The following is a 13,810-nucleotide window of genomic DNA, read 5'->3' on the forward strand; positions in this document are numbered from 1 at the left end:
CTCAATGCTCCCGGCTGGCGAAGTCGATACGCGGATCGACCAGGGTGTAGGTGAGGTCGCCGATCAGTTTCACGATCAGGCCCAGCAAGGTGAAGATAAACAGCGTGCCGAACACCACCGGGTAGTCGCGGTTGATTGCCGCTTCAAAGCTCATCAGGCCCAGGCCGTCGAGGGAGAAGATCACTTCCACCAGCAAGGAACCGGTGAAGAAGATGCCGATGAAGGCCGATGGGAAACCGGCGATCACCAGCAGCATCGCGTTACGGAACACATGACCGTAGAGCACGCGGTGGTTGGTCAGGCCCTTGGCCTTGGCGGTGACCACGTATTGTTTGTTGATCTCGTCGAGAAAGCTGTTTTTGGTCAGCAGGGTCATGGTCGCGAAGTTGCCGATCACCAGCGCGGTCACGGGCAATGCCAGGTGCCAGAAGTAGTCGAGGATCTTGCCGCCCCAGCTCAGCGTTTCAAAATTGTTGGAGGTCAGCCCGCGTAAGGGAAACCAGTCGAAATAACTGCCGCCGGCAAACACCACGATCAACAGGATCGCAAACAGGAACGCCGGGATCGCATAGCCGACGATGATTGCCGAACTGGTCCACACGTCGAAGTGGCTGCCATGTCGCGTGGCTTTGGCGATGCCCAGGGGGATCGACACCAGGTACATGATCAGCGTGCTCCATAACCCGAGGGAGATGGACACCGGCATCTTTTCCTTGATCAGGTCGATGACCTTGGCGTCACGGAAGAAGCTGTCGCCAAAATCCAGCGTGGCGTAGTTTTTGATCATGATCCACAGGCGTTCCGGCGCCGACTTGTCGAAGCCGTACATCTTCTCGATTTCCTTGACCAGCGCCGGGTCCAGGCCCTGGGCGCCGCGGTAGCTGGAACCGGCCACCGAGACTTCGGCACCGCCACCGGCGATGCGGCTGGTGGCGCCTTCAAAGCCTTCAAGCTTGGCGATCATCTGTTCCACCGGGCCGCCGGGGGCTGCCTGGATGATGATGAAGTTGATCAGCAAAATCCCGAACAGCGTGGGGATTATCAGCAACAGGCGGCGAAAGATATAAGCCAGCATTTACTTGTCTCCGCTCGCCGCGTTGGCGCTGGTGTCTGTGCCCGTGTCTAAGGTAACGGCAGGTTTGGCGTCGGGTTTGTTCCACCAGGTGGCGGTGCCGACGTCGTAACGCGGCGCGACTTTGGGGTGGCCCAAGTGGTCCCAGTACGCCACGCGGTAGGTCTTGATGTGCCAGTTAGGGATCACGTAATAGCCGAACTGCAGCACGCGGTCCAGGGCCTTGGCGTGGGCCACCAGGCTTTTGCGCGAATTGGCGTCGATGAGTTCTTCCACCAGTTGGTCGATGGCCGGATCCTTGAGGCCCATGTAATTGCGGCTGCCGGGCTTGTCAGCGCTGGAGGATTTCCAGAATTCGCGTTGTTCGTTACCCGGTGAGGTGGATTGCGGGAAGCTGCCCACCAGCATGTCGAAATCCCGCGAGCGAATGCGGTTGATGAACTGCGAGACGTCAACGCGGCGGATCACCAGGTCGATGCCCAGATCGGCCAGGTTGCGCTTGAACGGCAGCAAAACGCGTTCGAACTCGGTCTGGGCCAGCAGGAACTCGATGGTCACCGGTTTGCCGGTAGTGTCGACCATCTTGTCGTCGACAATCCGCCAGCCGGCTTCCTGCAACAGTTGGTAGGCTTCACGCTGCTGGGCGCGGATCATGCCGCTGCCGTCGGTTTTGGAAGGCTCAAAGGACTGGGTGAAAACCTCGGCCGGGATCTTGTCGCGCAACGGTTCAAGGATCGCCAACTCATCCGGGCCGGGCAGGCCGGTGGCGGCCATTTCCGAGTTTTCAAAATAACTGCGGGTACGCGTGTAGGCGCCGTTGAACAGTTGCTTGTTGCTCCATTCGAAATCCAGCAACAGGCTGATGGCCTTGCGCACGCGCACATCCTGGAACATCGGCTTGCGCATGTTGAACACGAAACCCTGCATCCCCGTGGGGTTGCCGTTGGGGATTTCTTCCTTGATCAACCGGCCCTCGGTCACCGCCGGAATGTTGTAGGCATTGGCCCAATTCTTGGCGCTGAACTCCAGCCAATAGTCGAATTGCCCGGCTTTCAAGGCTTCCAGGGCCACCGTGTTGTCGCGGTAATAGTCGGTGACGCGGTTGTCGAAGTTGTAGAAACCCTTGTTGACGGGCAGGTCCTTGGCCCAGTAATCCTTGACCCGCTCATAGCGCACCATGCGCCCGGCCTTGACCTCGGCGACCTTGTACGGGCCGCTGCCCAAGGGAATCTCCAGGTTGCCCTTGGAAAAGTCGCGGTTCGCCCACCAATGCTTGGGCAATACCGGCAATTGGCCGAGGATCAACGGCAGTTCGCGATTGTTGGTGCGCTTGAATTTGAACAGCACGCGCAACGGGTCTTCGGCGACCACCTCGTCGACATCGGCGTAGTAGGTGCGGTAGATCGGCGAGCCGTCTTTCATCAGGGTGTTGAAGGTGAACACCACGTCTTCGGCGCGGATCGGATGGCCGTCGTGAAAGTGTGCTTCGGGGCGCAGGTAGAAACGCACCCAGCTGTTGTCCGGGGCCTTTTCGATCTTGCCGGCGACCAGGCCGTATTCGGTAACGGGCTCGTCAAGGCTCTGCATGGCCAGAGTGTCGTAGATCAGCGGGAGATTGTCCGCCGGCACGCCCTTGGCGATGTAGGGGTTGAGGCTGTCAAAACCGCCCATGCTCGACTCACGAAAAGTGCCGCCCTTGGGCGCTTCGGGGTTCACGTAGTCGAAGTGCTTGAAGTCGGCGGGGTACTTGGGGGGCTCGTTATAGAGCGTCAGCGCATGTTGCGGCGCGGCATTCGCCGCCGTGCACAGCAACAGGCTGCTCAACAAGGCAGTGCGCAAAGACATCATTGGGCTTTCTCCGAAGCTTTCAGCCACCATGCGCTCAGGCCCAGGCTGTAGGGCGGCGTGGTGACAAAGGCGAACCGGTTGCGGTACGCCAAGCGATGATAGTTGAGGTACCAGTTGGGAATGCTGTAGTGCTGCCACAGCAGCACGCGGTCCAGCGCACGGCCGGCGGCCAGTTGTTCTTCGCGGGTCTGCGCGGCGAGTAGCTGTTCCAGCAGGTGATCGACCACCGGGTTGGCGATGCCTGCGTAGTTTTTGCTGCCCTTGATCGCGGCCTGGCTTGAGTGGAAGTACTGCCACTGTTCAAGGCCGGGGCTGAGGGTTTGATTGAGGGTGATCAGGATCATGTCGTAGTCGAACTGATCCAGGCGCTGCTTGTATTGCGCGCGGTCAACGGTACGCAAGCGCGCGTCGATGCCGATGCTGATCAGGTTCTCGATATAGGGCTGCAGGATGCGCTCAAGGTTCGGGTTGACCAGTAATATCTCGAAGCGCAGGGGCTGGCCGTCCTTGTTGACCAGGCGTTGACCCGACAGCTTCCAGCCGGCGTCGCCGAGCAGGGCCAGGGCGCGGCGCATGGTGTCGCGCGGGATGCCGCGGCCGTCGGTCTGCGGCAGGCTGAAGGGCTGGGTAAACAGTTCGGCCGGCAGTTGATCGCGGTACGGCGAGAGCATCAGCCACTCGCGGCCCACCGGCACGCCAGTCGCCGAGAATTCGCTGTTGGGGTAGTAACTCAAGGTGCGTTTATAGGCGCCGCTGAACAGGGTGCGGTTGGTCCACTCGAAGTCGAACATCAACCCCAGCGCCTCGCGCACGTTGGTCTGGCTGAAAGTGGGCCGCCGCGTGTTCATGAACAAACCCTGGCTTTGGGTCGGGATCTGGTGCGCGATCTGCGCCTTGATTACGTCGCCACGGTTGACCGCCGGGAAGTTGTAACCGGTGGCCCAGTTTTTCGCCTGGTGCTCGATGTAGATATCGAATTCGCCGGCCTTGAACGCTTCGAAGGCCACGTCGCTGTCGCGGTAGAACTCGACGTCGACCTTGTCGTAGTTGTACAAGCCCTGATTGACCGGCAGGTCTTTGCCCCAGTAATCCTTGACCCGCTCAAACACTAATTGCCGGCCGGGGCTGACTTTGGTGATGCGGTAAGGCCCGCTGCCCAGCGGCGGCTCGAAGGTGGTGGCTTTGAAGTCGCGGTTTTTCCAGTAGTGCTGGGGCAACACGGGTAACTCGCCCAGGCGCAGGATCAGCAAGGGGTTGCCGGCGCGTTTGAACACGAAGCGAATACGGTGACGGTTGAGGATATCGACCCGCGCCACTTCCTGCAGATGGGTGCGGTACTGCGGGTGGCCTTCGGTCAGCAGGGTGCGGTAGGAAAACGCGACGTCATAGGCGGTGATGGGCTTGCCGTCATGGAAGCGTGCTTGCGGGCGCAGGTTGAACACCACCCAGCTGCGGTCCTCACTGTATTCCACTGATTGGGCGATCAGCCCGTAGCTGGACGCGGGTTCATCACCGGACGGAGCATACTGGCCGGTGCCGACCATCAAGGGCTCGTTCAGCTCGTTGACGCCGTATTGCAGGAAATTCGGCGTGGAAACCGGGCTCGAGCCTTTGAAAGTGTAGGGGTTAAGGGTGTCGAACGTGCCAAATGCCATGACCCGCAACGTCCCGCCTTTCGGCGCCGCAGGGTTTACCCAATCGAAGTGGGTGAATTTGGCCGGGTACTTGAGTCTGCCGAACTGCGTATAACCGTGGCTCTCGGTAATCGTCGCGTTCGCAGCAAAGCTCAAGGCCAGACTTATTAGTAGAAGGAGGGGACGCTTCAAGTCAGAGATCCGATCCAGGCGGCTTGGGCTTTATGATCGGTACAGTAACAGCTTGTTCCGGTTGGAAAAAGGCTGTTGGGAGAGCGGGCCAGCGGCTGGCGTGGTGTTACGCCATGTGGCGATCAACTGTGGGAGCTGGCTTGCCTGCGATGGCCAAACCACGGTTCATCAGAAACACCGAAGTGATGCCATCGCAGGCAAGCCAGCTCCCACAGAAGCCCGCTCACACGGGTGGTTTGATCAGCGCGGTCCGGAAACCACCAGCATCTGCCCCGGCTTCAATGCCTGGCCAGTACGCGGGTTCCAGCGCTTGAGATGTTGCATCTCAACGTTGAAGCGCTTGGCAACGATGTACAGCGAATCACCTTTCTTGACCTTGTACTGCACCGGCTTCTTGCTGCTGGCCACGATTTTGCGCGTGTCCTGCATCACCAGGCTTTGACCGACCTTGAGTGCCTGACCGTTGAGCTTGTTCCAGCGCTGCAGGTCATGCACATCGACCTTGTTCGCCTTGGCGATCACCGTCAGGTTATCGCCAGTCTTGACCTTGTAACTGCGAGTACGCCCAGCCACTCGCGCGGTCTCAACTTCGTCGAACACCTGCTTTTTCGGACGCATCGCCAGGAATTCTTCAGGCTTCATCATCGAAAGGGTGCTGGTGAGCAATTGCGCCTTGGAGCTCGGCACCAGCAAATGCTGAGGGCCGTCGAGGGTCGTGCGTTGTTTCAGCGCCGGGTTGAGCTGAAACAGTTCGTCTTCGTCGATTTCCGCCAGCGCAGCCACCCGTGACAGGTCCATGCTTTGCTTGACTTCAACCACTTCGAAATACGGCGTGTTGGCAATCGGGCTCAGGTTGACGCCATAAGCCTCGGGAGCCAGCACCACTTGGGACAGCGCCAGGAATTTGGGCACGTAGTCCTTGGTTTCCTGGGGCAGGGGCAGGTTCCAGTAGTCGGTGGGCAGGCCGAGCTTTTCGTTGCGCTCGATGGCCCGGCTTACCGTGCCTTCGCCAGCGTTATAGGCCGCCAGGGCCAGCAGCCAGTCGCCGTTGAACATATCATGCAGACGTGTCAGATAGTCCAGGGCGGCAGTGGTGGAGGCGGTGATGTCGCGGCGGCCGTCGTAGGCGCGGGTTTGGCGCAGGTTGAAGTAGCGCCCGGTGGAGGGAATGAATTGCCACAAACCGACCGCATCGCTGCGCGAATAGGCCATTGGGTTGTAGGCACTTTCAATCACTGGCAGCAGCGCCAGCTCCAGGGGCATGTTGCGTTCTTCAAGGCGTTCGACGATGTAGTGAATGTAGAGACTGCCGCGTTCACTGGCGTTCTCCAAGAAAGAAGGGTTACTGGCGAACCACAAGCGCTGTTGCTCGATGCGCGGGTTTACGCCCAGCCCGTCCTGCAATTGAAAGCCCCGTCGCATGCGTTCCCAGACGTCCTGGGGTACTTCGGGGCTAGGCTTCTCTGAGAGCCAAATAGGTTTTTGCTTGATCTTGGCAGCAAGATTCGGTTTGGGTTGCACGGTGGTTTGTGCAGCGAAATTTGTCGATTGGCAGCCCGCCAGAGTTGCGGAAACAGCCACCGCCACAGCTTGAGCCAGGCGGGTCAATGCGTCTGAAGAGATGGATTTACGAATAGATGACGACATTGGCTGGAAGTAAGTTCCGGGCAAAAATGTCGGGCGATTCTAGAAAGCGCTTTGGTTCCGGTCAACCGTTCAGAAATTCCGTATCAGATTGCATCCGCTTAGAACTTATCTTTCCAAGCCCTCAAGCTAGCAAACACCTCGGTCCCAGAGCGGTTATCACGGCCATTCCGTTCGTCCGCTTTTTGTTTAACGGATGTTTCAGCAGTACGCAAAAAGGGGTTGGTGCGTTTTTCCAGCGCCAGGTTGGACGGCAGCGTCATCTCGCCCCGAGCGCGCAATTGGCGGACGTGCTCCACCCGTTCGGCGATATCGGCGTTGTGCGGTTCCACCGCCTGCGCAAACTTGAGGTTGCTTTGTGTGTACTCGTGGGTGCAGTACACCAGCGTATCTGCGGGCAGGGCGGCCAGGCGCGTCAGCGAGGCGTGCATTTGCTCCGGCGTGCCTTCGAACAGGCGGCCGCAGCCGGCGGCAAACAGGGTGTCGCCACAGAACAGCACGCCTGCGTGGTAATAAGCGATGTGGCCCAAGGTGTGGCCGGGCACGCTATAAACCTCGAAGTCCCAGCCCAGCGCGGTGACGCGGTCGTTATCCTGTAATGCAACGTCCCGCGCCGGGATTTTCTCGTTTGCCGGGCCGTAGACCCTGGCGCCGGTTACATTTTTGAGTTGCTCCACTCCGCCGACATGATCATGGTGATGGTGGGTGATCAGGATATCGCTCAAGGCCCAGTCAGGGTTCTGCTCCAGCCACGCCAGCACGGGGGCGGCGTCACCGGGGTCGACCACGGCGCAGCGCCGGGCTTGAGGGTCTTGTAACAACCAGATGTAGTTGTCGGTGAAGGCAGGCAGTGCACTGATCTGTATCATTCTTCGATTCGCCAAGCTGAACACATTGGTGCATCTTAGAACGTCTAGGCGAGTTGGAGAATGCAATGACTGATAAAGCGTTCGCCAGGGCCGATCCTGAGTGGCTGGCGTTGATCAGCGCGGCCCGCGAATGGCTGTCCGGGCCGATCGGGCAATTTCTGCTGGATGAAGAGCGGCGCATGCTCGAAGACGAGCTGGGCCGGTTCTTTGGTGGCTACCTGGTGCATTACGGGCCGTCGGCCCAGACTCCGCCGCCTGCGCCGCAGGTGCAACGCAATGTGCGCCTGGGTGCGCCGTTGCCGGGTGTGGAAATTGTGTGTGAAGAACAAGCCTGGCCCCTCAGCGAGCACGCCGCCGATGTGGTGGTGCTGCAACATGGCCTGGATTTCTGCCTGTCGCCCCACGGTTTGCTGCGCGAAGCGGCGAGCAGTGTGCGCCCCGGTGGGCATTTGCTGATCATCGGCATCAACCCCTGGAGCAGTTGGGGGTTGCGCCATGTGTTCGCCCATGACGGGCTGCGCCAGGCGCGCTGCATCTCGCCTTCACGGGTGGGCGACTGGCTCAACCTGCTGGGCTTCGCGCTGGAGAAACGCCGCTTCGGGTGCTATCGTCCGCCGCTTGCCTCGGCCAAGTGGCAAGGCCGTCTGGCCGGCTGGGAACGCCGTGCAGGTGCCTGGCAATTGTCGGGTGGCGGCTTTTATTTGTTGGTCGCGCGCAAAATCGTGGTCGGGCTGCGGCCAGTGCGTCAGGTACAACGCCAACCCATAGGCAAACTGATACCGATGCCGATGGCCAAGGTCAACCGCAAGCAAAGCGAACCGTAACCCCTTTTTGAGTTCAGGCCGAGTTTTCGGCCTCGGGATTCTGTCGGTCGATTACCGGCAACCCGTATTGATGGATGCAACCGATGACCGATACCGTAGAACTGTTCACCGATGGCGCCTGCAAGGGCAACCCGGGCCCCGGCGGCTGGGGCGCGTTGCTGGTGTGCAAGGGTGTGGAGAAGGAGCTGTGGGGCGGCGAACCCAACACCACCAACAACCGCATGGAGCTGATGGGCGCGATTCGCGGCCTGGAAGAACTCAAGCGCCGCTGTGACGTACTGCTGGTGACTGACTCGCAATACGTGATGAAGGGCATCAACGAGTGGATGGTCAACTGGAAAAAGCGCGGCTGGAAAACCGCTGCGAAAGAACCGGTCAAAAACGCCGACCTCTGGCAGTTGCTCGATGAGCAATGCAACCGCCACAACATCACCTGGAAATGGGTGCGCGGGCACATTGGCCACCCTGGCAACGAACGCGCCGACCAGCTCGCCAACCGGGGCGTGGACGACGTGCGGGGCTACAAGCAAAGCTGACGTGGTAACATCGCGCCCTTTGATTCACACCACACTGCACACCACACCGTTGAGAGCTGAACCCTGATGGCCATCCGATCTGTTGTACTCGATACCGAAACCACCGGCATGCCGGTGACCGACGGCCACCGGATCATTGAAATCGGCTGTGTCGAACTGATGGGTCGTCGCCTTACCGGGCGCCACTTTCACGTCTACCTGCAACCGGATCGCGACAGTGACGAGGGCGCGATCGGCGTCCACGGCATCACCGACGAGTTCCTCAAGGGCAAGCCGCGCTTTGCCGAAGTCGCCGATGAATTCTTTGAGTTCATCAAAGGCGCTCAGTTGATCATCCATAACGCGGCGTTCGACGTCGGTTTCATCAATAACGAGTTTGCCCTGATGGGGCAGATGGACCGTGCGAATATTTCCCAGCACTGTTCGATTCTCGACACCTTGATGATGGCCCGTGAACGTCACCCGGGCCAGCGCAACAGCCTGGATGCCTTGTGCAAACGCTATGGCGTCGACAACTCCGGCCGCGAACTCCACGGCGCGTTGCTCGACTCCGAGATTCTGGCCGACGTTTACCTGACCATGACCGGCGGGCAAACCAGCCTGTCCCTGGCCGGTAACGCCTCCGATGGCAGCGGTTCGGCTGAAGGCTCGGGCAACCGCGCTTCGGAAATCCGCCGACTGCCGGCAGACCGTAAACCCAGCACTATCATCCGTGCCAGCGAGCAGGATTTGGCTGAGCATGCGGCGCGGCTGGAAGCGATTGCCAAGTCGGCGGGTGCGCCGGCGTTGTGGTCCACATTGACCCAGCATTGATCCAACTTGATTGGGTTGAAAAATGTGGGAGCTGGCTTGCCTGCGATAGCGGTAGGTCAGTTGGTTTATAGGTGGCTGGTACACCGCTATCGCAGGCACGCCAGCTCCCACAATTGATCATCGCCTCACTCGACGTGGCTTCGGCCATGATGGAAGGCACGGCCGGACGCTCGCTGTTGCAGGAGATGTTCGACGAAGCCCTGAGTTTTCGCCGCGCCCTGGCCAACCTGCGTCAGCACATCGCCCTGGATGAGTGGTGGTTCTCTATCTGGCAGCCACCCTCCGTTTGCTTGTCTTCGGTATTTACCCAGTCTCCGGTGCGTTATCAAGGTTTGGGCTTGCGCGACCTGTGCGATCAATTGCACAGTTGCTACCGCAGCAATGCCACGGCCAAACACCTCAAGCGTATCGCAGTCGTGATGCTGGTGCCGTATCCGCCGGGCATTCCGTTGATTATGCCGGGCGAGCGCTTTACCGAGTCGACGCGGTCGATCATCGATTACCTGGCCTCTGCCCGGACGTTCGATAGCAGTTTTCCCGGTTTTGTTGCTGATGTTCATGGGTTGCAATACGAAGATGACGGCAATGGTCGTTGTTACACCGTCGATTGCATCAAGGGCTAAGGATGTTTATGCAAGCTGTGATGAACCCGAAGTATCCGGGGCTCAGTGTGAGGGTGGCCGACGAAGGCTTTGATGCCTACGTGTGGGGCAATGACTTCAGTTTTGAGGTCAGTGCCTATGGCGTGCCAGAGATGGGCAAGCGTGTCGATCAGTGGGCGGTGGAGCGTATCGTGCCGTACCGCAAATGTTATGGCATCGACCCGGAAGAGTTCGCGAGTTTCCGCGATGCGCCAGACAGTGCGATCTTCATGGCCTTCCTCGACGATCAGCCGGTAGGGCACATTGTTGTAAGCACCAATTGGAACGGGTTTGCCCACGTCGATGAATTGGCGGTGGCCTTGCCTGCGCGGCGTCATGGGGTTGCCAAGTCGCTACTGGACGTGGCGCAGTTCTGGAGTCGCAAGAAAAACCTGCCGGGCATGATGCTCGAAACCCAAAACAACAACCTCGGCGCCTGCCGCCTGTATGAGCGCTGCGGGTATGTGATGGGCGGGATTGACCAGCTGCGTTATCGCGGGATTGACCCGCAAACACGTGAAGTTGCGATTTTCTGGTACCGCTTGTTCAAGACCGAAGTCGAACAGGCCTAACCCGCCAACAGGCTTTCAGCTTTCTGCGTGACTATCTCCAGCAGCGCATTCAGCGCGGGAGTGGTCACGCTCTCCTTGAGGGTCAACGCATACAGGTTGACCGGTATCGGCGGCGACAGCGGGCATGCATCCAGCCCGGCTTCCCGCGCACCAGAGGCGGTGAACGGGTCGACAATCGCCAGGCCTTCGCCGGCTTCGACCATGCTGCGCATCATCTGGTAGGTCTGCACCCGGGTTTGCACCACTGGCAACGGGCGCAGGGCTTGCAGCTTGGCGTCGAGCAGACGGCTCAGCGGGTCCTGGCCTTCGAGGCCGATCATCGACTGCCCGGCCAGGTCTTGAAGCGCGATGTACTTCTGCTTGGGTTTGAGCCAGCCATGGGGCGCGAGCAGTTGCAGCTTGCCCTGGGCAAGTACGATGCTCTGGATTTGCGGGTGTTCCGGATCATGCAGGCTCAGGCCCACATCGGCTTCGTGCAGCAGCAAACTCCGGACGATCTCCCGAGTCGGCTGGCTCGAGAGGTTACACGGCGTATCCTGAAAGCGTCGGCGCAGCACCGCGATACTGTGCGGCAGCAATTGGTTGGCCAGCGGCGGCGTGCACAGCGCGCGCAGGGTTGGTGCGTGATGATGTTTAAGCCGGCTGGCCAGGCGCTGGACCGGCTCCAGTGCTTCATACACATGGGCAATTTCAGCCTGCAGCTCTAGGGTTTCGCGCGTCGCTTGCAAACGCCCGCGCACACTGGCAAATAGCATAAAGCCCAATTGCTGCTCGGCTTCCTTGAGCGCGGCGTCCACATCGCCCACGGAGAGTTGCAACCATTCGGCGGCCAAGCCCTGGTGTCCGGTCTGCAAAATGGCCTGAATCACTTCGATATGACGTAAACGCATGGCCGGAGTCTAGGGGGCGTGCGACGGGGATTCAATGGTTGCGCAAAAAACAGCGCGGGCCCGTGCACGAGGCGTCTACCGTTAAGCCTGTTCGCTGTTGCAACACGCGAGTCATACAAAGCGTGTATCACCGACACACTCAGAGGGGGCCTTACCATGTCCGGCAACATTGCACTCAGTGACAGCTTGCATGCCCAGCGCGGTTTTACGCGATGGGCCGTACTGGTGGCGTTGGTCATCATCGGTTTATTGGCATTGGCCATTGGGCCGCGCTTGTTTGGCGATGTGACGCTGGCGGAAATTGCCACAGCCAAGCGCCAGGTCGCCGAGCTGGGTGAGGCCGTCGAACACTTCCATCAAGACACCGGCCGTTACCCCAGGGATGACGAAGGTCTCGATGCGTTGACCGCGAAACCGGAAGGCGAAACCCGGTGGAAGGGGCCCTATGCCAAAGACGAGTTGCTGACCGACCCGTGGGGCGTTGCCTATCAATATCACTATCCACCCAGCCAGTCGCAAACACCGTTTGATCTGTTTTCGTTCGGCAAAGACCGCACGCTGGGCGGCGTAGGGGTCAACAAGGATATTACCTACGGCGACCACTGATAGCTCTGGCATTACCCATCGACCTGATTAAAATGGCTGCTCTGATCATCAACGACCCAAGCCGTTTACCCGGCAATTACAACAAAAACAGGTCTGGTCTCACATGCCTCTACCCTCGAACTTCTTCGGGGTAACGGCCAAGCAACTTATGGTCATGGTGACTGTTGGGTGTGCGGCTGCTTATCTCTTCAGTAACAGCGACGAACACTCCCCTGAAAACCTTGCGCTTGAGGCGTTTATCCGTTCTGAGGAACAGGTCGCTGAGCAGGTGGGGGCGGTGTTGGCTATTACGCTGGTGCGCCAGGTGGTGGCTTATCCAGGGGGCGGCACGCCGGGCTATAAGCGTTCGATGTATGACGTCGAGGGCGAGAAGGGGCGTCTGGTGGTGACGCTCAAGCAACTGGATGGCGAAACGGGTGCTGAAGTTACCGAGATCCGCAAACCTTGATCGCCCGGCCCAGTCGGCGCCGTCAATGGCAGAGACTGAGCTGGTAGATAAGGCGGGATCTTATGACGCGAGGGTCGTTTGCGATTCGCGCACAATGATCGTGCCCGACTGAATCAGTTTGAACTCATCACCTTCCAATTTTTCTACACGGTCGCCAATGGCCAGCTTGTAGGTAGTGGTAGGCGCCGAGCCAGCTAGGTCGCCCTGCGCGGGGTTGGATTCCTGGAACTCATGCACCGAATACACGCGTCCTTCCGCGTCTCTGGCATGGAACTGTCCGACAAGTACTGCAGCCATCTGTTTAGAACCTCTGGAGATAAACACTCGATTTACGGATTTGTAGACCGTGATCGAGCGGGGTAGTTTACCTATGGAAAAAAAATACTATTTGTTGAAGCATTCAGACGCTTGCTGTGCGAACCGCTGCGTGAAAAGCCACCTTGGGATCTGCAAAACCAGCTGGTGAACACGCCTTTAAGACTCTATAACTACAGGCTCCTTTAGTCAGACGTCGGGAAAACCTCAATGAGCAAGGTCTACACGATTGCCGTCCTGGTGGGCAGTTTGAGAAAAGAGTCGATCAACCGCAAGGTCGCCCTGGCCTTGGCCGAACTGGCCCCTGCCAACCTCACGTTGAACATTGTGGAAATCGGCGATTTGCCGCTCTACAACGAGGACATCGATCAGGGTGCGCCTCCGGAAGCCTACAGTACTTTCCGTCAACACGTGAGCTCATCCGACGCGGTGTTGTTTGTGACCCCGGAATACAACCGCTCCGTGCCGGCTGCGTTGAAGAACGCCATTGACGTGGGGTCCCGTCCCTACGGGCAAAGCGCCTGGAGTGGCAAGCCGGGGGCGATCATCAGTGTGTCGCCGGGTGCCATTGGTGGGTTCGGCGCGAACCATCATTTGCGTCAGTCTTTGGTGTTTCTTGATGTGCCTTGCATGCAACAGCCGGAAGCCTATCTGGGTGGGGCGGGTAGCGTGTTTGACGAGGCGGGTAAGGTGTCCGAGAAGACCAAGCCGTTTTTGCAGGGGTTTATTGATGCTTATGGGAAGTGGGTCGAGAAACTAAGCGGCTGATGGGCGGCGGCGGTGGTGGTTAGTTGGGGGCATATCCGTTATTTGGGTGATGGCCGCTTATGGTTCCGCTCTTACAGCGGGTCACTTTTTGAAGAGCGCAAAAAGTAACCAAAAACGCTCCGCCCCACCACTCGGCAC

General features: G+C 59.2%; 14 protein-coding genes and 1 pseudogene. 8 read left to right on the top strand and 7 right to left on the bottom strand.

The features are described 5' to 3' along the window. Nucleotide 1 precedes the first annotated feature (1 nt). From ACP7A2_RS10750 to gloB, 5 genes are all read right to left on the bottom strand, one after another. The gene (locus tag ACP7A2_RS10750) at nt 2-1,075 is read right to left on the bottom strand and encodes a microcin C ABC transporter permease YejB (RefSeq protein ID WP_426134179.1); all 1,074 of its coding nucleotides are present in this window, start codon (nt 1,073-1,075) and stop codon (nt 2-4) included. Beyond that, nucleotides 1,076-2,920, bottom strand: a complete 1,845-nt coding sequence (locus ACP7A2_RS10755) for an extracellular solute-binding protein (RefSeq protein WP_426134180.1) — start codon at nt 2,918-2,920, stop codon at nt 1,076-1,078. It lies immediately after the preceding gene. Further along, nucleotides 2,917-4,746 (bottom strand): extracellular solute-binding protein, encoded by a 1,830-nt coding sequence (locus ACP7A2_RS10760; RefSeq protein WP_426134181.1) that lies wholly within the window; start codon nt 4,744-4,746, stop codon nt 2,917-2,919. The genes ACP7A2_RS10755 and ACP7A2_RS10760 overlap by 4 nt, the downstream gene beginning before the upstream one ends. 240 nt (nt 4,747-4,986) lie before the next feature. After that, nucleotides 4,987-6,393, bottom strand: coding sequence for a transglycosylase SLT domain-containing protein (locus ACP7A2_RS10765; protein WP_426134182.1), 1,407 nt, complete (start codon nt 6,391-6,393; stop codon nt 4,987-4,989). A gap of 98 nt (nt 6,394-6,491) precedes the next feature. Next, nucleotides 6,492-7,259: a hydroxyacylglutathione hydrolase gene (gene gloB, locus ACP7A2_RS10770; protein WP_426134183.1), complete on the bottom strand. Its 768-nt coding sequence runs from the start codon at nt 7,257-7,259 to the stop codon at nt 6,492-6,494. A gap of 65 nt (nt 7,260-7,324) precedes the next feature. Between gloB and ACP7A2_RS10775 the strand changes: the two genes are divergently transcribed. From ACP7A2_RS10775 to ACP7A2_RS10795, 5 genes and pseudogenes are all read left to right on the top strand, one after another. Further along, nucleotides 7,325-8,083 carry a class I SAM-dependent methyltransferase gene (locus tag ACP7A2_RS10775; protein WP_348061826.1) on the top strand — a complete coding sequence of 253 codons (759 nt, stop codon included), beginning with the start codon at nt 7,325-7,327 and terminating at the stop codon, nt 8,081-8,083. Between the two features lie 83 nt (nt 8,084-8,166). Then, nucleotides 8,167-8,619 (top strand): ribonuclease HI, encoded by a 453-nt coding sequence (rnhA, locus tag ACP7A2_RS10780; RefSeq protein WP_016972779.1) that lies wholly within the window; start codon nt 8,167-8,169, stop codon nt 8,617-8,619. Between the two features lie 72 nt (nt 8,620-8,691). Then, nucleotides 8,692-9,432, top strand: a complete 741-nt coding sequence (dnaQ, locus tag ACP7A2_RS10785; RefSeq protein ID WP_426134191.1) for a DNA polymerase III subunit epsilon — start codon at nt 8,692-8,694, stop codon at nt 9,430-9,432. Between the two features lie 116 nt (nt 9,433-9,548). Continuing rightward, nucleotides 9,549-10,055, top strand: a pseudogene (locus tag ACP7A2_RS10790) (hypothetical protein); the annotation flags it as partial. Between the two features lie 20 nt (nt 10,056-10,075). After that, nucleotides 10,076-10,645, top strand: a complete 570-nt coding sequence (locus ACP7A2_RS10795) for a GNAT family N-acetyltransferase (RefSeq protein WP_348061833.1) — start codon at nt 10,076-10,078, stop codon at nt 10,643-10,645. On the opposite strand, the gene ACP7A2_RS10800 is transcribed toward ACP7A2_RS10795, so the two are convergent. Further along, on the bottom strand, nt 10,642-11,535 hold the full coding sequence (locus ACP7A2_RS10800; RefSeq protein WP_426134184.1) for a LysR substrate-binding domain-containing protein: 894 nt from the start codon (nt 11,533-11,535) through the stop codon (nt 10,642-10,644). The two genes, ACP7A2_RS10795 and ACP7A2_RS10800, sit on opposite strands and share 4 nt — an antisense overlap. 156 nt (nt 11,536-11,691) lie before the next feature. Between ACP7A2_RS10800 and gspG the strand changes: the two genes are divergently transcribed. After that, a complete protein-coding gene (gene gspG / locus ACP7A2_RS10805; RefSeq protein ID WP_426134185.1) occupies nt 11,692-12,141 on the top strand; it encodes a type II secretion system major pseudopilin GspG in 450 nt (149 codons plus the stop codon). A gap of 103 nt (nt 12,142-12,244) precedes the next feature. Continuing rightward, nucleotides 12,245-12,589 (top strand): hypothetical protein, encoded by a 345-nt coding sequence (locus ACP7A2_RS10810; RefSeq protein ID WP_426134186.1) that lies wholly within the window; start codon nt 12,245-12,247, stop codon nt 12,587-12,589. Nucleotides 12,590-12,649: 60 nt separating this feature from the next. On the opposite strand, the gene ACP7A2_RS10815 is transcribed toward ACP7A2_RS10810, so the two are convergent. Next, the gene (locus ACP7A2_RS10815) at nt 12,650-12,886 is read right to left on the bottom strand and encodes a hypothetical protein (protein WP_027606489.1); all 237 of its coding nucleotides are present in this window, start codon (nt 12,884-12,886) and stop codon (nt 12,650-12,652) included. A 228-nt stretch (nt 12,887-13,114) separates the two neighbouring features. Between ACP7A2_RS10815 and ACP7A2_RS10820 the strand changes: the two genes are divergently transcribed. Then, a complete protein-coding gene (locus ACP7A2_RS10820; RefSeq protein ID WP_426134187.1) occupies nt 13,115-13,672 on the top strand; it encodes an NADPH-dependent FMN reductase in 558 nt (185 codons plus the stop codon). The last annotated feature ends 138 nt before the right edge of the window (nt 13,673-13,810 follow it).

Origin of the sequence: Pseudomonas sp. PWP3-1b2 (assembly GCF_049896045.1) — a bacterium.
Lineage (GTDB): Bacteria > Pseudomonadota > Gammaproteobacteria > Pseudomonadales > Pseudomonadaceae > Aquipseudomonas > Aquipseudomonas antarctica_B.

Coding starts and splice junctions, on each gene's coding strand:
- ACP7A2_RS10765 (WP_426134182.1), bottom strand. CDS start 6,393: ATGTCGTCATCTATTCGTAAATCCATCTCTTCAGACGCATTGACCCGC.
- ACP7A2_RS10795 (WP_348061833.1), top strand. CDS start 10,076: ATGAACCCGAAGTATCCGGGGCTCAGTGTGAGGGTGGCCGACGAAGGC.
- ACP7A2_RS10815 (WP_027606489.1), bottom strand. CDS start 12,886: ATGGCTGCAGTACTTGTCGGACAGTTCCATGCCAGAGACGCGGAAGGA.
- ACP7A2_RS10810 (WP_426134186.1), top strand. CDS start 12,245: ATGCCTCTACCCTCGAACTTCTTCGGGGTAACGGCCAAGCAACTTATG.
- ACP7A2_RS10820 (WP_426134187.1), top strand. CDS start 13,115: ATGAGCAAGGTCTACACGATTGCCGTCCTGGTGGGCAGTTTGAGAAAA.
- gloB (WP_426134183.1), bottom strand. CDS start 7,259: ATGATACAGATCAGTGCACTGCCTGCCTTCACCGACAACTACATCTGG.
- ACP7A2_RS10755 (WP_426134180.1), bottom strand. CDS start 2,920: ATGATGTCTTTGCGCACTGCCTTGTTGAGCAGCCTGTTGCTGTGCACG.
- rnhA (WP_016972779.1), top strand. CDS start 8,167: ATGACCGATACCGTAGAACTGTTCACCGATGGCGCCTGCAAGGGCAAC.
- ACP7A2_RS10775 (WP_348061826.1), top strand. CDS start 7,325: ATGACTGATAAAGCGTTCGCCAGGGCCGATCCTGAGTGGCTGGCGTTG.
- gspG (WP_426134185.1), top strand. CDS start 11,692: ATGTCCGGCAACATTGCACTCAGTGACAGCTTGCATGCCCAGCGCGGT.
- ACP7A2_RS10750 (WP_426134179.1), bottom strand. CDS start 1,075: ATGCTGGCTTATATCTTTCGCCGCCTGTTGCTGATAATCCCCACGCTG.
- ACP7A2_RS10800 (WP_426134184.1), bottom strand. CDS start 11,535: ATGCGTTTACGTCATATCGAAGTGATTCAGGCCATTTTGCAGACCGGA.